The organism is Paenibacillus sp. SEL3 (assembly GCF_054602585.1).
The window spans coordinates 3,129,155-3,150,753 of record NZ_CM137725.1 but is presented as its reverse complement, the minus strand read 5'-3'; the positions used below and the strand labels follow the sequence as shown (position 1 = coordinate 3,150,753).

The window sequence follows — 21,599 nt, the reverse complement described above, 5'->3', positions numbered from 1 at the left end:
ACTGCCGTCATACACTAAGGAGGTTACAGGGATGAATAGCCAAGCAGAGGTACAAATTACCGGGTTTAGTGGGCGAGTGTGGGAAAAGGATTTGCTGGATTGCGGTTATCGGATTGCCTTACACAAAGCGGAGGTTGAGCTCAGCCCGGGAAACGGGTTCCGGTTTAGGTTCTCCATGCCAGAAGACGGATACGCGGAGCTTGATCTGTTCGCCAGATCAGACAGTGACTGGGCTGCGACAGATCGAGAATCTGCCTTCGTACGCCTCTACCTAAATGAAGCCTATAATCAGGATGTCATTTTGTACTATGGCAGCAGTCAGGGAGTGTATACCCGTTTGTTGGGATACCTAAAAGAAGGCGATTACGAGGTCTATGCTGAATTCCGCGAACTGGAATCGGCTCCGCTTGTATCTCGAGCATGGATTGACGGGGTTGAACTGCGCTGCGTGGCTGATTCCTCTCCAAGATCACTGATTTATCGCCATACCCCGCTTTTATATGGCCGCAATCTGTCACATCCCTATGAGAATCGCTTTACGGATACACCACTTGTTTTGTTCTATTCCATAGAAGTGAACGAGGGGAAGACGGTCATCGAATACCAGATGATGTTCAGCCATGAAGATGAGGGAACGCCCGCGCCGCTGCTTATGAGCAAATGGGGAAGAACCACCGATATCGAATGGATGTACCGCGTCGAGCTAGATGCAGGGGGCAATGTTCTGGAAGCTGTTTTCCAGGGGGCACATCATATTACGACTGCGTTTAATGGCAGTTATGATCTGGGTGGCCATCCTGTTCTCCAATCCGCAACAACCAATGGAAACTTTAAGGATGACATTTCATCGGACTATCGTTTTATGCTGCCGCCTGCTTTCCAGTGGAAACCAGAGGAAGAGCCGCGTGAGGCGGTCATGAGCCGTTTTCCTTTTGCCTATCAGGTCACTGGGTGGGAGATGGAACGTCAGCAGGAGCTGGAAATGCCGTCACAAGCGTCTTCCATTGCACTTGCACACCAGCGTAGCTATGTGTTTATCCAGACTTCCAAACGTCCCTTACGGGATTCAGGCAGAGAATCGTCTCCAGGATTCAGGCCGGGCTTCAATCGGCGCGAGGAAGATGCATGCGTCGATATCCAGCTTCGTCTTCACGGCTCGGAGCAGTGGGATTCATCATGCCACCATGATCTGAGACTCGGGGAGTTTAGAGCCGCTTATGAGGGGGCAGAGTCACATTTTTCTACCACGGTCAAGCTATCTGGAGAGGCTGTGCTTGAGGATATAGCTGAAATTAGAGCCGTATTGCTGGAAGGCGGTGCGGATAGCATGGAAGTGGCTGGACTGTGTGCCTTTACGTTAAACGAGGATAATCTCCCGCAGTTTCCAGGTATTCATACAGACCGGGTGATTGAGCTGACGCGGCTTCAACCCGTAGGTGTTTTATGGACAGCCGACAAAGACGTGTCGGGTGATGAAGGACATCCTGTGAATGATATGGTGAAGCAAGTTGTAAATGAACCGTCCAGCAAGGATGGGCAGTCATGAGCAGACTACTGTATGTGGAAGGAACGGTCGACAGGACCTGCACCCAGAGCCATATTACGTACTCCTTCCATATTCCGCAGCCGACTGAAACGATTCGTATTCACTTCTCTTACACGCCCAAGTTATTGGAGGATCAAGAGCAAGCACGAGGAATCATTGAGGAAAGCATGTGCAAATACGGATACGACGAGCCGGGGCATTCATCCGATCTATGGAAGAAGTATATACCGCTGCAAAATTTATTAACGCTGTCTGTCGATGATCCTGTCCGTCACCGGGGAAATGCGCACCGTCCCGAGATGCAGCAGGAGCATTGGCTCGGTTCGTCTGCGGCTTCGCCGGGGTTCCTTGCAGGAGATCATCCGGCGGGCATGTGGCGGATTACGGTCAGTCTGCATGCCGTTGTGACCGAGACGCTTGCCTACCAAATTCATGTATTGGGGGAGGAAGCAGCATATGCTTAAATGGATTCCAGCTGAGCTTCACACCCATACGCTTCACAGCGACGGCAAGCACACGCTGGAGGAGCTTGTTCAAAGCGCAGTGGATCTGGGACTTGAATGCATCGCTATGACGGATCACAACACGCAATCGGCACTTGCGGATCAGGAAGGGGTTCAGCGGCAGTTCGGTCTCCCGATCATTTCAGGGATGGAGTGGACGACCTTTTACGGGCATATGCTGACGCTTGGGGTTGACCGCTTTATCGACTGGCGTGTGCTGGGGCCAGATGACATTCATGAGGGGATTCGGCAGGTGCATGAGCAGGGAGGCATTGCAGGGATTGCCCATCCGTTCAGGATCGGAAGTCCGATCTGTACGGGGTGCTTTTGGGAGTACACGATTCAGGATTGGCACGAGGTGGATTATATAGAGGTCTGGTCAACGCTGATGCCATCTATTAAGCGGGATAGCCAGCGGGCGTTTGCCATGTGGACCGATTTGTTGAATCAGGGGTATCGCATCACTGCCGTAAGCGGTCGGGACTGGCATGTATCTAAACCGGATGATTCACTTCCGGCTGTTACATATCTGGGAGTTCATGATGAAGCAGAAGAGCGAGAAGGTTTAGAAGGCCGGGCAGTTGAGGCGATTCGCCACGGTTCAGTGTCAGTTACGATGGGACCGCTACTGACGATGTGGGCGCAGATTAAGGGCAGAGAACATCGTTATCACATCGGCGAATGTATAGAGCTGACTGTAGAGGATCCACTATCTGTGACGGTTCAATTGGATGTAGAAGGAAGAGCAGCCCATTATAATCTCAAGCCTCAGAATCTTCGTCTTCTGCTGACAAGTAGTCAAGGCATATGCTCGGAGATTCAGATCCCTGCCCAAACAGGAGAATATACGCTGTCATTGCAAGACCCGCTAGGAAAGGGCTGGATACGAGCGGAGCTTTACGGCTGCATGGAAGACTGCGTGATGATGATTGCTTTTACGAATCCGATTTATATGGCTTAACACAATAGAAAGGCTGGGCTTCGGACGGTGTCAACAAAACAAGAGAACATCAAGCAGCGTATAGAAGAATATATGAAGGTTAATCAAATGGGTCCGGGGGATCGTCTGCCGTCGGAAACTGCACTTTCCCAATCGTTTCGTGTCTCGCGTACGACGCTACGGGGAGCTATTCGCCAACTGGAATCGGAAGGTAAGCTACTAGTAAAACACGGGAGTGGCACGTTTGCGACTTGCCCGCTGCCGAGTATTCCAAGCTCGCTGGACCGCCTGTACAGCATCGGTGACATGATTCGTTCGGCAGGGCTACGGGAAGACGAGCAGCTGGAATCCATTCAGAGAATTTCGGTTTGTCCTCCTGATATTGCCGAACAGATGAGATTTTCCGAGAATGAGCCCATGATTGCTCTAGAGCGTACACGTACTGCCAACGGAGAGGCTGTAGCCCACTCTATAAACTGGATGCCAGAGAAATTAGCCGCTCCCATTTTGGAAGATGACTCTTTTTCAGGCTCGCTTTTTCAGAGTCTTGAGTTCAAGGCGGGGGTACGAATTGTTGGAGCCTATTCCGAGCTTACCGTTCCAAACTATGACGACGCACATATGACACGTCTGCTGAAGCATCCGCAGGCTACGGTATTACTATTGAAGCAGCTTCACTATGATGAAATGAACAGGCAGGTGCTGTATTCCCTCGATTATGTCCGCAGTGACATTTTTCGTTTCTGGGTGCGTCGTACACGCTAATTCAATTAGAATGTGGCATCTCCTATTGAATGGTGCTAGTTTTACATATTTCATGGGTTAAAAATCGTCATATCTCGTCAATACTGATCTATATGCACTTCATGATGATACACACATGGCAGGATGCGTATAAGGAGGTAACGGGATATGAGGTGGCTTGGATGGCTGCTCAAAAAAGGAATGACGGTCGTGTTGGTTAGCGCACTAACGCTGGCAGTGACAGGTGTAGTCGTTAATGCTTATGTTCAATCGCTGCTACGGCAGTTTAACATTCAGCTTGATCAACAGCCCATATGGGGATTGGGTTGGCTAAAAGGCAGCGCGGGCACTGACCCAAGCACAGACACGGGGAAGAACAAGACGACAGGAAGTGGCTCGGGAAGTGTAACACCGCCTGATGATGCGTTGCCTGTCATGGGACAGGGCTTAGAAGAAAGCGGAAGTGAGGCAGGTGGCGCAGCCAATGGCAAGGTATCTCAGGAGGGGGCTGCGTCGGCCGGAACATCAGGCAACGAGTCACGGAAGCAGGCAGAAGGTACAACTACACCCGAAACGAGTATTGAAGGCCATGATTTAGTGATTACGCCCGACCATTTGACAGAGAAGAAGAACAACTTACCGGCTGCACAGAAACAGGAAATTTTTGCAATTCTGATGAATAAGCTGCCGCCGGAGGAGATGCAGAAAATATCAGCCGCGATGGAAGGCGGTCTCACTGAGCAGGAGCTTCAGGATATTCAGCAGGTGCTTGCGAAGTATTTGACCAAAGAGGAATATAACAAGCTGATGGCTTTGCTTAAATAAGTATTTTACAAAAATCCAATAAGCGACTTCCAATGAACAAGATATAGAGCGAAATGGGTTAGTTTGTCTAGATGAATTCATGGGCAATGCTTATGCTCAAAATAGGACTGTAGAATCCGCGCCATGCGCGGATTTTTTTGCGTGTCAGGAAGTAATTGGGGTGTAGTTGAATTCTTTGTAAAGGCTATGTTAAAGTAAACAGTGTTGTGAAAAGGTTAAATTTTTGAAACCTTTTACGCAACTATGCAATGGTAGATAGCGACTAATATCATAGATGCTTGTGAATACAGGCTAGATTCATAGTGTGAAAGACCAATAATGAACGCATTTATATAGAGATAAGATATGCTGAAAAGGAGAGAGTCATGAAGGTTTTGAAGGAGCAGGATTCACCAGACAGCAGGAATGCAGCTTCCAACGTTGCAGACAAGTCTGCTGTAGAAACGGGGAAATTAGCAAAGTGGTGGAACGGTCGAAGAAAATGGCTGAGCTGGACGGCAGGCGGTGTGGTGATTGCAGGCAGTCTTATTTTTGCAAGTAATCAGTATGTCGGGGCTAACACAGTTCCTTATTATAAAGTGTATGTAAAGGGCGTCGAGGTCGGAAATATCTTGAATGAGCAACAACTTAAACAGCTATACGCAACGAAGAGCAAACAGTATAAGGATAAGTATCCCGGCGTGGATATGGTGCTCAATACGAACGCGGTAACGACAGATATTGAGAAGGCATATAAAGCGGATATTGACAGCGCAGCTACGCTGAAGAAGCTGGATGGTATGCTGACAGCGTATGCCAAAGGGGTAGAAGTGAAGGTCAACGGACAGACGGTTGGCATTGTAAAGGACAAGGCGACTGCACAGGCGGCTTTAAAGCAAGTGCAGAAGAAGTACACACCTGTGGGTGAGGGTACATCTTCAGGCATCAAGGGGCTGGTTCGCAAAACATCCGTGGGCAGCAGCCATGCGAGTGCTAGTACTAAAACCCCCAAAGCATGGCTGGAGTCTGCCAGTATCCGTGAGAAAATCGCGTACGAGCCTGTGAAAGCAGACCCGAACAAGGTGCTGACGGAGGCAGAAGCAGTCAAAGTGTTGACTGAGGGGCGTGAGGCTCCTATCACGTATACAGTGCAAGAAGGCGATTCTCTGTCGTCGATTGCAACTAAATTTAATATGACCGCTTGGGAGATTAAGCAGAACAATCCCGGCTTGCGTGAGCTGTATTTGCAAATTGGGGACGAATTGAAGCTTACTGCTCCGAAGGTTCCGGTTACGGTGCGAACAGTAGAGAAGGTCGTCGAACAGATTGCCATCGAGCCTGAGGTTGAGATTCGTCAGAGCGATGAACTGAAGGCAGGAGTTACCAAAGTGGTCAGACCGGGACAAGCAGGTCTTAAAGAGATGGACTATCGTTTGACCAAGGAGAACGGTGAGGTCGTGCAAGAGGAATGGCTCGGTCAAAAGGTGCTGCAGCCGTCTATTACTGAGGTGGTTCTTAGAGGAACGAAGGTTGTAGGAGAAGGCTCAGGACAGTTTGCTTGGCCGGTGTCCGGCGCATCGATGTCGAGTAGCTTTGGCGCACGTTGGGGACGTATGCATGAGGGTGTCGACTTGGTCGGTAGTGCTGACATTCACGCATCAGATGAAGGCGTGGTATCATTTGCAGGTCAGCAGAATGGATACGGCAATGTCATTATGATCGATCATGGCAACGGCTACCAAACCGTGTACGGGCATTTGAGCAGCATTGGCGTTCATGTAGGACAGGTGGTTCAGCAAGGCGAGTCGATCGGGGTCATGGGGAACACAGGGCGCTCGACCGGGACGCATCTGCATTTTGAAATTCGTAAAGATAATACGCCACGCAACCCAATGACGTATTTAAGATAGGTTGGATGTTTATAACGAGAGTTACATGATTTATGAGGATCAATGAGAAAGGCCATGTTTTTCTGCATGCTTAACAGTAGGTGCAGGCATGGTTTTTTTCTGCGTAAAGAAAAGGGTTGAAGAAGTAATGGAATGACGCACGGGTATGATAGAATAGAATAAGCATCTTATAGGTACTGACAAACGAAAGTTATTATAGATGATGATCCGTGAAAAGAGGTGAACGCTGTATGCAAGGAACGATTCTGGTAGTGGATGATGAGCAGCCCATCGCTGATATTTTGAAATTTAATTTAGAAAAAGAGGGCTATCAGGTGATTTGCGCCTTCGATGGAATCAGCGCGGTGGATATTGCGGTCAAGCAGCAGCCTGATCTGATCCTGCTGGACCTGATGTTGCCGGGCATGGACGGCATGGACGTATGCCGCGAGGTGCGCGGACATCAGCTCCAGACGCCGATTATTATGCTGACCGCTAAGGACGGCGAAATCGACAAAGTGCTGGGGCTGGAGCTGGGCGCGGACGATTATGTAACAAAGCCGTTCAGCACGCGGGAATTGCTGGCACGAGTGAAGGCACAGATGCGCAGACAGCAACGCGGCGGGGCAGGCGCGTCGGAAAGCCGACCGCAGGAAGATAAGCAGGGGCTGCGTGTGGGCGACCTCTTTTTTGATACGGATATGTATACAGCTTACAAAAACGGAACACCGCTTGACCTGACGCACCGCGAATATGAGCTATTGCACTATATGGCGAAGAATGCTGGAAAAGTCATGACGCGGGAGCATTTGCTCCAGGCAGTATGGGGCTTCGAATACTACGGGGATGTGCGTACAGTAGATGTGACCATTCGGAGGTTGCGCGAGAAGATTGAGGAGAATCCGAGCAAGCCGGAGACCATCCTGACACGCCGTGGCCTTGGATATATCGTGAGCGGGGGCAAAGGTGGCCTGCGGGCATGAAATGGCTGTCTTTCTTTCGTACCATTCATGCAAAGCTGATTATTATTTATGTGCTACTTATCTTGGTGGCTATGCAGCTGATAGGGGTTTATTTTGTCAGCTCGATGAAGAACTCCCTCACGAGTAATTTTACGCAGGATTTGCAAGCACGGGCGGAGATGCTGTCCGTGCTGGCGGAGCAGGATCTGAGTGGCAGCGACGGCAAAATGGAAGAGGACAGCGTGGAAAGTCTACGTGCACGCGTGAATAATTTATTCGATTTCAGCGGCGCGGAAATTCAGGTGCTGGATGCCAGCGGGAAAGTATTAATTACTTCCCAAGGTTCACACGCCGATTATGTCGGACGCAAAAATACGCAGACAGTAGTCAGCCGCGCACTCCAAGGAATCCGAGATAACGAGGAATACATGGTGGACGAAGATAATGTCCGCAAGAAGGTCGTCGCCAAGCCCGTTATCAGCCAAGGCAAGATTGTCGGCGCGGTATACATCGCCGCTTCAATGACCGAGCTCTACGATACGATGAAACGCATTAACAATGTGTTTCTCTCAGGTATGCTCATTGCGCTCGCGTTGACGGCTGTGCTGGGCGTGGTATTGGCCCATACGATTACGCACCCGATCAAGGTAATGACACGCCATGCAACGGAGGTTGCCGAGGGCAAATTCGACCAGCAGATGCCTGTATTTGGTGAAGATGAGATCGGTAGGCTCAGCGTGGCCTTTAACTATATGACAGGCCGTCTGCGTGAGGCACTGTCCCAAAATGAAGAGGAGAAGGAGAAGCTCTCCTCCATCTTGACCAATATGAGCGACGGTGTGGTCGCTACTGATGACAATGGCCGGGTCATTCTGGTCAACCGTCGGGCCAGCGCCATGCTGGGCGTGAACGAGAACGAAATGACCGGCAGGCATATCGCGGTACTGCTGGGGATCGACCCGGAGGAAACCGAGGCCCTGTATAGCGGTTCTTCGGCCTCCACGCTCTTGCAGCTGGAGCCAGCTGGTCAGGATGAACCCATCGTCATCCGTGTGACATTCACGCCGATTCATCGGCGGGAAATCGGCATTACGGGGACGATTGCCGTGCTCCAGGACGTGACGGAGCAGGAGGAGATGGAGACGACACGGCGGGAATTCGTAGCGAATGTATCCCATGAGCTGCGCACTCCGTTGACGACCATCCGCAGCTACGCTGAAGCGCTGGATGACGGCGCGATGGCTGAACCGCAGCTTGCAGAGCGTTTTGTGGGCGTGATCCGCAACGAGACAGAGCGTATGATCCGGTTGGTTACGGATTTGCTGCATCTGTCACGGCTTGATTCCAATGAGGCGCCTTTGCGGATGCAACCTGCCGATGTGATGGAGATGCTGGACGAAGTCGCAGATCGGTTTTCTTTTCAAATGAAGCAAAAACACATTCGCTCAGGGATGTTCGTAGAGCAGGGAATCGGTAAAGTCGTGATCGACCGGGACCAAATTGAGCAGGTGCTGGACAACCTGATGTCCAATGCGCTGAAATATACGCCAGATGGCGGAAGTATTCGTATCGAAGCTCGCTGCAACAGTGAAGGAATGCTGTCCATTTCGGTACAAGACACCGGAATTGGTATTCCCAAAAAAGACTTGGACCGGATTTTTGAACGGTTTTATCGTGTAGACAAGGCGAGATCGCGCAATATGGGCGGCACGGGACTGGGATTGTCGATTGCCCGGGAAATTGTAAAGGCACATGGGGGCCAGATTTTTCTGGAGTCGGAATACGGTCAGGGAACCTGCACGACCTTTACGCTACCCATGTCGAGTGAAGGGAGGGAAGCACAGTGAAGGAACGTTTGAAGTCCTGGACGCTTATTTTGCTGGTTGCTTCCAGCCTGGTACAGACTTATTTTTTGATTTACCGCCTTCCAGGCAGTGATTCTGTACTCACTTCAGAAACGAACTATGTCAAAACCGAAAGCATGGGGCAGGAGGAAAAGATTGAGAACCTCGTGTTTCCTGATAAAATGCTAATTCACCAAGGTGAGAAGAAACATACCGTTTTTTATCCGGGTGTTACTTTTTACGATTTAATTTATACACGGCTAGAAAGCCGAAGCTTTAACAACTTTCAACGTCGAAGTATTCAATCGGCGGACTGGGCACAGATTCGCAGCGAAAATGAAGGCATCGAATTATCCTTTTCAGGCGGAGTCCCGGTTTCATTACTGGAGCGGGTTATGCGTCTGACGCCGGATTCGGTGTTTCAGGGAGAGACGATTAACCGCATTTGGATCTATATAGACGAAAAGAATGCCAATCCACATGCGCTCTTTTTCAGTGCCAGAGGCGATGTGGTGTATGAGGCGAACCAGTTCGATATGACGGTAGAGGACATCCGCCAGCATGTGAATTTCGGTAAAAATGCCCCGTTGTACGAGTTGGTGAATAATCAGTACTACATTCCCGTGGATGATCTGGAAACTACGCAGCCTGTAGTGTATGCTGGATTGTTTACGACAGAGCAAATGCAGCGGAATTTGTTTTTCGATCCGGGGATTACGCGTAATATTCAGGAGAAGGACGGCTCCCAAATTTATACGGATAGCAAACGTAGTCTGCAAATCAAGCAGGAGCAACGTTGGATGAGCTATACCGATCCGAGTGCGCCAGGAGCGGGTGGAAGCAGCCCGATTAGGGATGTGCTGGCCGCAGTTGATTTCGTGAATCAGCATGGCGGTTGGGATGCTTCGTATCAGCTGAAATTGAGAAGCAGTGATGAAAATCGTACATCTGTGATGTTTCAGCAGTATTATGGTGCTTATCCAGTGCTCGACACACCATCGTTCCGCTTTGGTACGATTTCGCTGCAAATCCAGCAGGAAACGGCTTCTGTCTATGAACGTTCGTTGCTGTATCTCAAGGGAGGAGAGCAATCCTCGAAGAAGGTTATGCTGCCGGGCGGCGAGCCCTTGAAGAAGCGACTGGAGACTGTAGGCAAAGGGAAGACGATTCGAGATCTGACTCCCGTATATCAACCGGAGCTGACCAATGATGGATTGAAGCTTGCTCCTGAATGGCGCGTTACGTTCGGTGACGGTTCTGTTGCAGAAATTCTTGCTGTTCCTGTAACGACAGCATCCAACACAACACAAACGAAGCCAGACCGGGAGACAAAGAGGTGACAGGAAGGGGGAACGGGAATGGATTGGAGCCGCGCCAAGAACGTATTGATCTGTACATTTTTGCTGCTCAATGTGGTATTGGGTTACCAATTGTGGCATGATGCGCAGGAAACGGCAGGGCCGAGTCTGGATTTTACTTCATTGGATGAAAATACGCAGCGTTTAATGGAAGAGAAAAGCATTCAGGTGCTGGCTCCGATTCCCGGCGATACCCCGCAGCTGCCTAAACTCTCTTACACATACGTTCATAGTGGAGAAAAGGATGATCGTGTGCAGCTGGTGAAGCCGGTGGACAGCAAACTGGTATTCACTCATGATGCGTTAGTTGAGGCATTGGAGCCACAAATCAAGGATATCGATAACTTTCAGTACGATCCGCTGGATGTTCAGGAGGAATTGGCATCCGGACAAGCAGATGCTTTTGTTCTTCATCCGCTGGTTCAGGGCAAGTGGCCGCTATTTAATGTGAAGTTGGCTCTGTTTTACAGCAATCAGAAAATTACAGGGTATCGCAAAATTAAGGTTGAGCTCCAGCCTTCGGATGAGGCAAAGAAAATGCTGCCTGCGTCCAAAGCACTGGCAAGGCTGATCGATGGCTATTTGCCGCGTGATACGATTGTGAAGGATATCCGACTCGGTTATTACGGACAGACCTTTAACTCCGATAGTCAGGTGGCTGCCCCCGTGTGGCGGTTTATGCTGGACAACGGGAAAGGTGTGTATTATGTGCAGATGAACGGAGATGTCATTAGTCCAAAGACAGAACATATAGAAGGGTCTTGAACAGATATGGGGATTTCATTTACCGTGCTGTCGAGCGGTTCGACCGGCAACGCTACCGTTGTGCGGAACGAAGACACGACATTGCTCATCGATGCAGGTCTCAGTGCGAAGCGTATTGACGAATTGCTGAAAGAACGCGATCTGAGCGGAGAAGAGTTGGATGGTATTTTGGTCACGCATGAGCATTCCGATCATGTTAAAGGACTAGGCGCCATGGCGCGTAAATATAATTTACCTATATATGCTAACGAGAAGACATGGTTTGCCATCAGCAATGCTGTTGGGCAAATTGCAGAGGATAACCGCAGAATATTGGAGACAGGCGCAACGCGGGAATTTGAGTCATTACGTGTGGAGTCTTTTGGTATATCCCATGATGCGGCCGAGCCTGTAGGATATAGCTTTTATGATGGGGCGGAGAAGCTGAGTGTAGCGACCGATCTTGGCTATGTCAGCGACAAAGTGAAAGAGGCGATATCAGATGCGGATGTATTGGTGCTGGAGTCTAATCATGATGTGGAAATGCTACGTATGGGTCGTTATCCGTGGAACATCAAGCGCCGTATTCTCAGCGATATCGGTCATTTATCCAATGAGATGGCGGGCGCGATTCTTAGCGAGCTGCTGACAGGCCGTACGAAGCGAACGTATTTGGCACATTTGAGCCGCGACCACAATATGATGGAACTTGCGAAGTTGACTGTACGTGGAGCAATGGAAGACCGCGGCTGTTTTTACAAGGACAGTGAATTTCGATTGTGCGATACGTACTATGATCGTCCTACACCTTGGGATAAGGTAAGTGAGCCATAAAGCTGTCCAGCTCGGCGGCTTTGCGTTCTACCTCTTCACGGGTCACTACGCCTTTGTCCACCAGTAGTTCAATCAATGTGCTTAGCGCCAGTGTATTGCGGTAATGCTCGTCTTTCAAATCCGCCAGCTTGGCAGCCATGCGAACTTCATCCATAGCCGATCGATGTGAATTCATCATATATTCCTCCTAAAAAATATTTTAGAAATGGCGTGCAATGAGCTTGGTTCTGCCTGTGGTTTTGCTGGGTGCTGTGATACAATAAAGCTAACAACGGAAAGCTTTCTGAAGGAAGGCTCTCATCGAAAGTATAGGCAGCTTTAAGCGGACGGGAACAGGCCAGAACGTCTCTATGAGACGATCATTTTGTAATAGAATAGAAGACTTGTTACTATTGTAGTCCATTGGTTTGGAAATCATTCCTCTTTTTTCCTCTATTCGGAGTCAGATTCGGCGTGTATGCTAATTTATGAGATTCGGTTGCTTAGGAAGGCACCATTTGTGGTGATTAATAAGTAGGCCGGAACGATTGGTTGCTGGATTCCGATGATAAGGGATATTCAATCCATTTGAGATGTTCAACGGAGCAGGTTCTCTGTAGCATAGGTTGGCGCAAGCCCGAATAGCCCTAATTTTTTAGTGAGTGTCGGTGCATGACAACGAAGGGGAGAGGATTAGCATGGGCTTGTTTGAGGACGATTTTTATTCAACGAAGGTATCCACACGTGCGGCTAAAAAAATGGCATTTAAGGCGCGCCGTGGAGGACGGGGACGTTGGCCACACAGGAAGCGTGGAGTAAGTCCGGTGCAAGCTGCTGTCATTAGCGGTGCAGTCAGTGCAGTGATTGCCGTGCTTCTGTTCAGCTTTATTACAGGTCTGCCCTCCACTACAGCGGTAACCGGAGCCAGTCACTATCCCTTGCGGCAAGCAGCGGGTGACCCGTATGACCGGATTGTGCAGGCGGCAGCCAAAGTGCGCCCAGCCGTCGTTAGCATCGTGAATCTGAAAGATGAAGAGGGTAAAAGTACGGAACAATCCGCGCTTGGATCGGGTGTCATTTTCCGAGTGAGTTCGGGCAAAGCCTTCATTATGACGAATAACCATGTGGTCGAAGGATCAGATGATCTGGATATTGTAACGGTAGACGGTGTCAGAAAAGAGGCAAAGCTGATCGGGAAGGATCGCATTAGTGATATCGCGGTACTGGCAGTTGACGATAAAGGCATTAGCACAGTAGCGGATATCGGCGACTCCAGCAAACTTCGTCTGGGTGAAACGGTCATTGCTATTGGCAACCCGCTTGGCTTGGGAGATACGCTTACCTCCGGTATAGTAAGCTATACGAATCGCATCATTCCGATTTCCATTAATCAGGATGGGGTATATGACTGGGAGCAGCATGTCATCCAGACCGATGCGGCGATTAATGAGGGAAACAGCGGCGGCGCGCTGGTCGATCTGGACGGACGTGTGATTGGCATCAATACGATGAAAATCGCTGATACTGGTGTTGAGGGGCTTGGTTTCGCCATTCCCGCCAATGAGGTAATGAAAACGGTGAATGAACTGGTTGAGGACGGCAAGATCACCCGACCTTATCTGGGGGTATACACGGTGGACCTCAATAATGAATATGCGCCGCTGGATGAAACTCAGCGCAAGGAGCTCAAGCTGCCGGACAGCGTGAAGAATGGAGCAGTCGTTCTGGAAGCCCACGGTCCTGCCAAAGAGGCTGGCTTGAAGCTGAACGATGTCATTACAACGTTTGATAGCGAACCGATTAACTCTACGCTGGATTTACGTCGCTACTTGTACGATAACAAGAAGATTGGCGATGAGCTGAAAGTTACTTTTTACCGGGCAGGCAAGGAAGAATCGGTGATGTTAAAATTAACAGATAAGCCGGAAGGCTAAGGTTTAATTTATAGGCTTAACTATAAAAGGGCGTTCACCGGCTTAGTTCCGGGAACGCCTTTTTCGATCTTCTGCTGCGCCTTAGATTAAGATGTCGTTCCCGTTACACGGGTTCCGCTCTTAGTGATCTTGTATGTCACCACATCGCCGCTCCAGAAGTGGAACTTCAGCGTGACTTCACCATCTTTTACACTATTAAAAAATTCAGGCAATAGCTTGATCCCATTGGCATCATAGGCAGGGGAAAAGGTATTGCCAAATTCTTTATAAGGTGTCCAATCCTGTGGACCGGCATTACCACCATTCGTATACACGGCTTCCATCGTGGCAAGCTGGCTACCACGGAAGTCTGTTGGAATGGTAAAGGCTTGAGTAGTCCCTTCGACAGCACTTAATTTTGGGGTATCATACACGACGACTCTAAAATTCCAGTCTGCCCCCTTGTTAAACTTAGCGGTAATGGCGGCATTCTCCCCATATTTACCGGAAGTGGTCAGGCTGGTGAGCAAGCTGGCCTTGAACGTTAATGTATCTCCGCTCAGCGTATAGTCGGTGCCCTGTTTCAGTTGCTTGCTGTTAGCACTGAGTGTGTTCAGCTGATTGCCGTTCAGGTTTAAGGTGACTTTGGTGTCCTGAGCAGAGGTGCCTTTCTTCAAGTGAATGAGGTCACGGTCTGCATTGGAGGAACGCCCTTTTAGGCTGGCTTTAATAACATTAAAGAGTTCGGGATCAGACCATTTGTACGTTGTGCGATTAAAATGCTGGCCGTTATCCCAGAGTATGCCTGTTATTTTCTTCTCCTTCATGTAGTAGGTCAGGAACTCGAAGAATTTTAGCTTTTCGCCCTGTTCAATCACGCCTGTATGTTTATCGAAGCCGAGCAGGCCATATTCACCGACAATGACCGGAATCCCCTTGGCTACAAAGGTGTTATAGACGTTATCAAAGGTTTGGATGATATCGTTTTTAGTATCTTTATCAAAAGTAGTATGGCCTGCAATATTTACACTGAAAGGCCAATAACCATAATAGTGGACGGTGGCAATCAGGTTGGGATCGTTCAGCTTGGTTATCGTGTTGTACAGCTCATTGATTTTGGTCTGAGCAGGTGCGGTGTCCAAACCAGGCAGAACAAGGGGACGAGTGGCATTTTTACCGCCAGAAGCACGGACAATTTTGTGGAAGGATATATTCAGTTCCTGGAGCATCTGGTTCATTTTCGCTTCATCCGTAGTCCCCCCTTCGGAGAAACGGGGTTCGTTAATGCTTTCGAACATCAGCTTGTTAGGCTGGTCTTTAAAGCGCGGGGCAATTTGTGTCCATAATGCGTTATAGCGAGCCAGCACCTCATCATGTTTGGGTTCCATACTGCTTACCCACGTCCATGAATCATGATGGACATTGATCATGACGTACAGATTGGCGTCCAGTGCCCAGCGAACAACCTCTTCCACACGGTTCATGTAGGCAGACTCAACCGTATAGTTTGGTGCGGCTCCAATGTGCTTATCCCAGGTGACGGGAATGCGAATACTTTTGTACCCTTGGGCAGCAATTTGCTGAATCAACGCCTGAGTAATGCGCGGATTGCCCCAGGCGGTCTCGTCCGCCCCGACAGCATCCAGGGAATTTCCCAAATTCCATCCAGGCTGCATGGCCTCCACATACGATTGCATGCTGCTCGCAGCCGCAGCTTGCGGTGCTTGTCCGTCAGATTCGGCAGCAGCGGCAACGGATGCGAACGTAGATAATAATAGGGTGATGGCAAGCGTCAACGACAGTAATGAAACGGGTCTTCGTTTTAACATAACAGGCCCCTTTACAAAGTTATTTTTGAAAGCGCTTTCTAATAAAACACTACCATACTATTTGAATATGGAATACCTGTATAATTCATGTAAAAATCATGTGTTTATTAGATATTTTAAATTTGTAAGCGTTATTATTGAAAAAATACAGAAATGAGTGTAGAATCTATGACCCTACAAAATCCTCAAATACAAAAGAAAGAAGGAGATGAATATGAATAAGTGGGACACGGAAGAGGCCATTCGACGCTGGGATATGCATGCAGAAAACTTTACGGCCAAGTACACTGAGGAAGGGGATCGATCTCGCGAAGTCCTGCTGAATCCGGCATTGCAAGCCTGTATGGGGCCCCTTGAGGGCAAAAAAGTGCTGGATGCCGGCTGTGGCGAAGGTTATCTAAGCCGGAAAATGGCCAAGGCGGGTGCTTTGGTAGAGGCTGTCGATTACTCGACAGAGATGCTGAGGCTAGCCAAAGAGCGAACGCCGTCAACGTTGGGAATTACATATCACCATGGCAATCTGGAAAAGCTGGAGATGTTCGGGGACCAGAGTTTTGATCTGATCGTGTCCAATATGGTCATACAGGACTTGGCTCAATATGAACAGGCGATTGCCGAAATGCAGCGGTTATTAGTTCCAGGAGGTAGCTTTATTTTTTCTATTCTGCATCCGTGCTTTCTGACGCCGCAGAGTGGATGGGTGAAGGATGAGACAGGAAAAAAGCTGTATTGGAAAGTGGATCAATATTTCAATGAAGGCCCATTGGAGCAAGCGATTCCTTATGATCAGGAAGAAAAGCTTTTGTACTTTCACCGTACGCTGGGCAGCTATGTACAGACCATTGTTGAGGCAGGCTTGTTGTTGGATGGGATGATCGAACCGAAGCCGTCTGCTGACATGCTGGAGAAATATCCCCATTTCCGTGAAGACCTGAACGTCAGTAATTTCCTCATTTTTAAGACCAAACGTCAGGGATAGTGGGCAAGCCCTTTCCTTTCCGCGTCAAGTGTGGTAGAACAAAAGAAGGCAGTTTTGACACACTTACAACAGGAAGAGCTTCAAACGGAAAGGGATGCAACTGGAATGTACGTGGTATGTAAAGAGCATGTGGAACTGGCAATTGATATGTTCGTCGATGAATACGAGGATGCACCGGATGTCGTCGATCTCAAGGAAACGAAATTTTCGGATTGGGACCCTCCAGTGAAGTGCAAGGAATGTGAGAACAAAGCCGAGTTTTTGGTCGTCTAAAAAACAAGCACGGGCGTTTCGGGCAGAAACGTCCTTTTTGTATACCAGGATTTATTGCAAAAACACCCATACATAGAGCTATATTTATCCCTACCACGTACTGAGACAGGAGTGAACGATGGATGGACCCTTTACTGCATTCGTTATTTCGTCCGCTTCAAGTCAATGGAAGTGATTTGTCCACGTATTATATCGAACAAAAGCCGTCTGCCGCGCTGAAAGCTTACGTGGCCTGTTATTGGGAGTCCGGTCCGGCTAATAGGGTGGTAGAGGGGAATCTAGCAGCTTCGTACGAAGACACCGCTTTGTTAAGCCTGCCGCAGGAAGAAACCATGGAGCGGGTATTACCTGACGGCTGTACGGATATTCTATTAGAATACGATCCGGTGAATAAGCGTCAGGAACTCTCGTACTGCGGGACGTTTACGAATCCGTTCGTGTCTACCAGACAAGCAGGGTCCGAGACACGTATTTTTGCGGTGCGGTTTTTTCCGGGTGGTGCGCATTATTTTCACGGGATGCCGACTCACTTGTTTACAGGCGGTAATTATCGCTTGGAAGATCTCTGGCCCGAAAGCATCACCATCATAGGTGAGCGCATTATGGAAGCACAGAATTTCAATGAACGGGTGCGCATCATGGATGAGTATCTTAGCCAGCTTCTGCTGCGCCAACGCACGAACGATTGTGATCTGATGAAAAACCTGCTGCATCGCATCTTCGTAAGCGGCGGGAGTGTAGGGGTTAAGGAGCTGGCGGAGTGTGAGGCGATCAGTGAAAGGCAGATCAATCGTAAGTTTGGACAATGGATCGGAATCAGCCCCAAAAAGTTCAGTGAAGTCGTCCGCTTCCAGAGCGTTCTGCACAGTATCCAAAGCGGCGGGGGGCTGGATTGGACGGAGATGGCATTGAAGCATAGCTTTTTCGATCAGGCGCATCTGATCCGCGATTTTCGCAGGTTTTATGGAGACTCCCCGCTTACCGCAGCTAAGGATTTACGGAGGTTGTCCGATTTTTACAATACACGCCCAGAGGCTTCGGCTATACTCAAAATATGAACAAGAATGGCAAAGGAGAGATGAAAATATGAGTGGAACGCTGCAAGTTCGAGATCATTTGCTGAATGAGCTGGAGACGGGAGTACGGACGGGGGAAGCCTTGATCCGTAAAATACGTCCAGAGGATTGGAGCTTTCGTCCACAGGAAGATTTCCGCTCGCTGCTGGAGTTAGTACATCACTTTGTACTTATCCCAGCTTCGGATCTTGCGATCATGCAGGAGAAGTCTGAGGGTGAAGTGGGAAGCATTGAAAGCAGCCTGTCCGGGGTGGAAGATCCCGAGCGCTTGGCTGTGACTTTCAGGCAGAATTTTGAGGCTTATAAGGCTTACATTCTTTCGCTTAGCGAAGACGATTATCTGAACCGTTCGACGAAGGCTTTCTATATGGAGCATGGACATTTGCAGGTTCAATGGCAGATTGAGACTGTGACCCATGTGTTCCATCATCGTTCGCAGATTTATAATTATCTGAAGCAACTGGGACATGAAGTGAGCTTTTTTATGTTGTACGCTTGAGTATGTTTGTGAAGATTTATGGAGGGCACCTGTGCGGTGCTCTTTTTTGGTTTTATTTAAGGCTTTTTAGAATGGAATGACTTACTTGAACGCCCGTGAAACTTCTTTACTAACTCGTCTGAGAATGCCGATTTGCTCCTCATTCAATCTGCTGGTCAACGCAACAAATTCATCTATTGCCTCTTGCCGAATCGTTTCGTCTGTAGTCATATGTTCTTTGGAAAACATCAATTCACTAATAGACACGTTTAAGGCAGTTAACACTTTCTCCAAGGTATCAATCGAAAAGTTTCTTTCGCCACGCTCTAATGCACCAATATATCTATAGTCCAAGCTTGCGATGTCAGCCAGTTTTTGCTGTGTAAGTCCCTTTGCATTTCGAATAGCCCGGATTCTTATACCCATTTGCTTGCGTAATTCTGTCATATAACCACCTCATAACAAGCTTATGGAAGATGCAGTATAAAAGTTAGGTAGAGAGAATTGCTCAATTCTTTTTTTGTTGTAACTCCACTAAACCAACAATATTTTTAGTTATAGTAGTAAGAATTTCGAGTTCTGTTGTTTCTCTTGAATTTATGAGCAACATAAGCTCATTTATGATTTGTTTTCGATCCGTATTTTCATCGAATTGAAAAAGTTCAAAGGGTGGAACCTTTAACGCTAGAATTATTTTTTCCAACGTCTCCAAAGAAATATTTCGATCTCCACGTTCTACTCCGCCAATATAACTGTAATGGAGTCCTGCTGCTTCTGCCAATTGTTCCTGTGTCCAGCCTTTAGCTTTTCTTAGTTCTCGTATTCGGTTTCCGACGCTTTCTGGTAAACTCATGTAATCACCTCCACTTAAGGTTAGAAGAGGAGAGAATATCGTTACAGACCATCTTATGCAAAATAAACACACATAAAACTGTACTTTTAAGTACTTTTTATATTGACCTTCTTTTTTGCTTTCTATACAATTGGTTGTAAATGGCAATATAAGGAGGACTAGTTTTGAGAACTTCTATTCTGAAATCACTCAAACCGGACATCATTGTTGAAATGTTAGAGATGGCTGTGGCTTTTGAAAATTGGAAAAAGGTGATGGAGACGGCGGATATTTTGTACCAATGTGTACAGCGTATCTATGAAGAACGGCAGTATCATAAAGCGATGAAATTATCCATCCCGCATGTCCATTTAGAACGTCCGTTGGTATATTATTTTGGGTTCAGTCACCTGATGTGTGGAATGGCTCACCAGAACCAGGGTGCATATGAGCAGGCAAGGGAGTGCATCTATAAGTACGCTGAGCTGGGGTGGATGGAGGATTTAAAGAAAGAAGACATTCAGGTTGTCGAGGAGTTCAGGTTTTTAGCCAAAACTAATTTATATGCAGTAGATATTTTGTCTGGAAATATAGAGCTTGTCGAGGATTACGTAGCCTTTTTGCAGGATAATTTAGAGGAAATATTACCGGGGCTGAATACCATATTACAGGCAGCGCTTATGTATCATTTGGATGTAGGAGATATTTTACATACGTTTGCAGAGCAGATTGATGAATTTGGGAGTTATGAAGACGCAGAGAACGTATCTTACTATTATAGCTACTGCTATCACTTGGCTTTCTACTATCGGAAGTGTGGCAGATTACAGGATGCAGTGGGGCTTACTGTGCGGGCGATGCAACTAGCAGATCAGTCGGGTAATGATGGTCAATTTAAGAAATGTACAGCATTGTTCGAATCATTACGGGAGTCAGCGACAGCGGAACAAATCAGCGAATATCGACAGATGCTAATGCAGTGTCTTGATGAATACGAAACGGATAGGCATTTCATTGTGCAGAGCGTAAATGAATAATCCGTTATAACCTGAACAGGGGATAGACTCGTAACGGAGAGGAAATAGATAGGTAAGAGACGTTTCAGGTGCTAAAATAACTATGTTAAAGGTATTTTTTCACTTAAATGCGATTTTACATTATCATTCGACATAGATAGGGGTAGGGAATTTGTTTATTCAACTTATAGGTGTTGGCAAGTTAAAAGAGAAGTATTTGGTCATGGGCATTCAGGAATACGCTAAACGGCTAGGGCCATACATCAAGTTCCAAATGATTGAGGTAGCCGATGAAAAGGCTCCTGATACACTGAGCGAGGCGGAGGTTCGACAGGTCAAGGAGCGAGAGGGAGAGCGCATTCTTGCTCATGTGAAAAGTGAAGCACATGTGATTGTACTCGCCATCGACGGCAAACTGTGGAGCTCGGAAGAACTCGCAGAAGAATTGGATAAGCTAGGCACCTACGGTACAAGCCATGTTGTCTTCGTCATTGGCGGTAGCCACGGCCTCTCTGACGAAGTCCTCCGCCGCGCCCAGCAAAAGCTGAGCTTCGGAAGGATGACTTTGCCACATCAGCTGATGCGATTGGTGCTGGTGGAACAGATTTATCGGGCGGTGAAGATTAATCGGGGGGAACCGTATCATAAGTAGGGCGAATTTTATGGCTCAATCTAAAAATTAGCGTTTGAATTTTTAAATGGGTAAATGTAGTCGATTACATTCAATCAAAATATCCGCTTTGTAACACTGACGATTACGTGTGAAGTAGTGAAGGCGTTGATACGCATTGATGCAATTATGCCGTCCTTCAACGCTTGCGTTCTTCCATCACAACGATGGTAGTTCACGATCTCCTCCTGGCAATTACTCATGGTTTTTAACGTGCTTTGCACGGCATCATGACCGATGTTCTCACCTTGCTTTAGAAACCAGCTAAAACCCAGACGACGATATCGACATTCAGTGAACAGTCGTACACTGAGAGAAAGTTTCCTTCCATTCCTCAAACTTTGCGTAGCAACGGAGACAAGGCAAATAGGATTTCTACCTGAGCT

At 48.1% G+C, this 21,599-nt stretch carries 22 protein-coding genes; 18 read left to right on the top strand and 4 right to left on the bottom strand.

What is annotated here, in order from left to right; translation table 11 throughout:
- Nucleotides 1–31: 31 nt before the first annotated feature.
- From ACYCS5_RS14580 to ACYCS5_RS14530, 11 genes are all read left to right on the top strand, one after another.
- Nucleotides 32–1,546, top strand: coding sequence for a hypothetical protein (locus ACYCS5_RS14580; RefSeq protein ID WP_165145444.1), 1,515 nt, complete (start codon nucleotides 32–34; stop codon nucleotides 1,544–1,546).
- Nucleotides 1,543–2,010 (top strand): hypothetical protein, encoded by a 468-nt coding sequence (locus ACYCS5_RS14575; protein ID WP_029518940.1) that lies wholly within the window; start codon nucleotides 1,543–1,545, stop codon nucleotides 2,008–2,010. The genes ACYCS5_RS14580 and ACYCS5_RS14575 overlap by 4 nt, the downstream gene beginning before the upstream one ends.
- Complete coding sequence (locus ACYCS5_RS14570) at nucleotides 2,003–3,010, top strand: CehA/McbA family metallohydrolase (protein WP_165145445.1); 1,008 nt, start codon at nucleotides 2,003–2,005, stop codon at nucleotides 3,008–3,010. The genes ACYCS5_RS14575 and ACYCS5_RS14570 overlap by 8 nt, the downstream gene beginning before the upstream one ends.
- 27 nt (nucleotides 3,011–3,037) lie before the next feature.
- The gene (locus ACYCS5_RS14565; RefSeq protein WP_165145446.1) at nucleotides 3,038–3,754 is read left to right on the top strand and encodes a GntR family transcriptional regulator; all 717 of its coding nucleotides are present in this window, start codon (nucleotides 3,038–3,040) and stop codon (nucleotides 3,752–3,754) included.
- A 147-nt stretch (nucleotides 3,755–3,901) separates the two neighbouring features.
- Entirely contained in the window at nucleotides 3,902–4,558 is a 657-nt protein-coding gene (locus tag ACYCS5_RS14560; protein WP_165145447.1) for a hypothetical protein, read from the top strand.
- A gap of 365 nt (nucleotides 4,559–4,923) precedes the next feature.
- Entirely contained in the window at nucleotides 4,924–6,447 is a 1,524-nt protein-coding gene (locus ACYCS5_RS14555) for a M23 family metallopeptidase (RefSeq protein WP_318627806.1), read from the top strand.
- A 230-nt stretch (nucleotides 6,448–6,677) separates the two neighbouring features.
- A complete protein-coding gene (yycF, locus tag ACYCS5_RS14550) occupies nucleotides 6,678–7,409 on the top strand; it encodes a response regulator YycF (protein WP_025723159.1) in 732 nt (243 codons plus the stop codon).
- Complete coding sequence (gene walK, locus ACYCS5_RS14545; RefSeq protein ID WP_459761271.1) at nucleotides 7,406–9,235, top strand: cell wall metabolism sensor histidine kinase WalK; 1,830 nt, start codon at nucleotides 7,406–7,408, stop codon at nucleotides 9,233–9,235. The genes yycF and walK overlap by 4 nt, the downstream gene beginning before the upstream one ends.
- The gene (locus ACYCS5_RS14540; protein ID WP_459761270.1) at nucleotides 9,232–10,572 is read left to right on the top strand and encodes a YycH family regulatory protein; all 1,341 of its coding nucleotides are present in this window, start codon (nucleotides 9,232–9,234) and stop codon (nucleotides 10,570–10,572) included. Before walK ends, ACYCS5_RS14540 begins: the two co-directional genes overlap by 4 nt.
- A gap of 18 nt (nucleotides 10,573–10,590) precedes the next feature.
- Nucleotides 10,591–11,355 carry a two-component system regulatory protein YycI gene (gene yycI, locus ACYCS5_RS14535; RefSeq protein ID WP_165145452.1) on the top strand — a complete coding sequence of 255 codons (765 nt, stop codon included), beginning with the start codon at nucleotides 10,591–10,593 and terminating at the stop codon, nucleotides 11,353–11,355.
- A gap of 6 nt (nucleotides 11,356–11,361) precedes the next feature.
- On the top strand, nucleotides 11,362–12,168 hold the full coding sequence (locus ACYCS5_RS14530; RefSeq protein ID WP_459761269.1) for an MBL fold metallo-hydrolase: 807 nt from the start codon (nucleotides 11,362–11,364) through the stop codon (nucleotides 12,166–12,168).
- Here the strand turns inward: ACYCS5_RS14530 and ACYCS5_RS14525 are convergent.
- The gene (locus tag ACYCS5_RS14525; RefSeq protein WP_025723164.1) at nucleotides 12,137–12,343 is read right to left on the bottom strand and encodes a hypothetical protein; all 207 of its coding nucleotides are present in this window, start codon (nucleotides 12,341–12,343) and stop codon (nucleotides 12,137–12,139) included. The genes ACYCS5_RS14530 and ACYCS5_RS14525 overlap by 32 nt on opposite strands.
- A gap of 502 nt (nucleotides 12,344–12,845) precedes the next feature.
- On the opposite strand from ACYCS5_RS14525, the gene ACYCS5_RS14520 reads away from it, so the two are divergent.
- A complete protein-coding gene (locus ACYCS5_RS14520; RefSeq protein ID WP_459761268.1) occupies nucleotides 12,846–14,081 on the top strand; it encodes a S1C family serine protease in 1,236 nt (411 codons plus the stop codon).
- 86 nt (nucleotides 14,082–14,167) lie between these two features.
- Here the strand turns inward: ACYCS5_RS14520 and ACYCS5_RS14515 are convergent, their stop codons facing one another.
- Entirely contained in the window at nucleotides 14,168–15,889 is a 1,722-nt protein-coding gene (locus ACYCS5_RS14515; protein ID WP_459761267.1) for a cellulase family glycosylhydrolase, read from the bottom strand.
- A gap of 214 nt (nucleotides 15,890–16,103) precedes the next feature.
- On the opposite strand from ACYCS5_RS14515, the gene ACYCS5_RS14510 reads away from it, so the two are divergent.
- The 4 genes from ACYCS5_RS14510 (at nucleotide 16,104) to ACYCS5_RS14495 (ending at nucleotide 18,716) form a co-directional block, all read left to right on the top strand.
- Complete coding sequence (locus ACYCS5_RS14510; RefSeq protein ID WP_459761266.1) at nucleotides 16,104–16,868, top strand: class I SAM-dependent methyltransferase; 765 nt, start codon at nucleotides 16,104–16,106, stop codon at nucleotides 16,866–16,868.
- 105 nt (nucleotides 16,869–16,973) lie between these two features.
- Nucleotides 16,974–17,141, top strand: coding sequence for a CxxH/CxxC protein (locus tag ACYCS5_RS14505; RefSeq protein ID WP_007433184.1), 168 nt, complete (start codon nucleotides 16,974–16,976; stop codon nucleotides 17,139–17,141).
- Between the two features lie 122 nt (nucleotides 17,142–17,263).
- Nucleotides 17,264–18,199, top strand: coding sequence for an AraC family transcriptional regulator (locus ACYCS5_RS14500; RefSeq protein WP_209950119.1), 936 nt, complete (start codon nucleotides 17,264–17,266; stop codon nucleotides 18,197–18,199).
- A gap of 28 nt (nucleotides 18,200–18,227) precedes the next feature.
- On the top strand, nucleotides 18,228–18,716 hold the full coding sequence (locus tag ACYCS5_RS14495; RefSeq protein ID WP_459761265.1) for a DinB family protein: 489 nt from the start codon (nucleotides 18,228–18,230) through the stop codon (nucleotides 18,714–18,716).
- An 81-nt stretch (nucleotides 18,717–18,797) separates the two neighbouring features.
- Here ACYCS5_RS14495 and ACYCS5_RS14490 read toward each other — a convergent pair whose 3' ends face one another.
- Nucleotides 18,798–19,142, bottom strand: a complete 345-nt coding sequence (locus ACYCS5_RS14490) for a helix-turn-helix domain-containing protein (RefSeq protein ID WP_459761264.1) — start codon at nucleotides 19,140–19,142, stop codon at nucleotides 18,798–18,800.
- 61 nt (nucleotides 19,143–19,203) lie between these two features.
- On the bottom strand, nucleotides 19,204–19,548 hold the full coding sequence (locus ACYCS5_RS14485) for a helix-turn-helix domain-containing protein (RefSeq protein ID WP_069012356.1): 345 nt from the start codon (nucleotides 19,546–19,548) through the stop codon (nucleotides 19,204–19,206).
- A gap of 164 nt (nucleotides 19,549–19,712) precedes the next feature.
- Here ACYCS5_RS14485 and ACYCS5_RS14480 point away from each other — a divergent pair, with 164 nt between their 5' ends.
- Nucleotides 19,713–20,564 carry a DNA-binding protein gene (locus tag ACYCS5_RS14480; protein WP_459761263.1) on the top strand — a complete coding sequence of 284 codons (852 nt, stop codon included), beginning with the start codon at nucleotides 19,713–19,715 and terminating at the stop codon, nucleotides 20,562–20,564.
- 151 nt (nucleotides 20,565–20,715) lie between these two features.
- Nucleotides 20,716–21,195, top strand: coding sequence for a 23S rRNA (pseudouridine(1915)-N(3))-methyltransferase RlmH (rlmH, locus tag ACYCS5_RS14475; RefSeq protein WP_013312768.1), 480 nt, complete (start codon nucleotides 20,716–20,718; stop codon nucleotides 21,193–21,195).
- Nucleotides 21,196–21,599 lie beyond the last annotated feature (404 nt).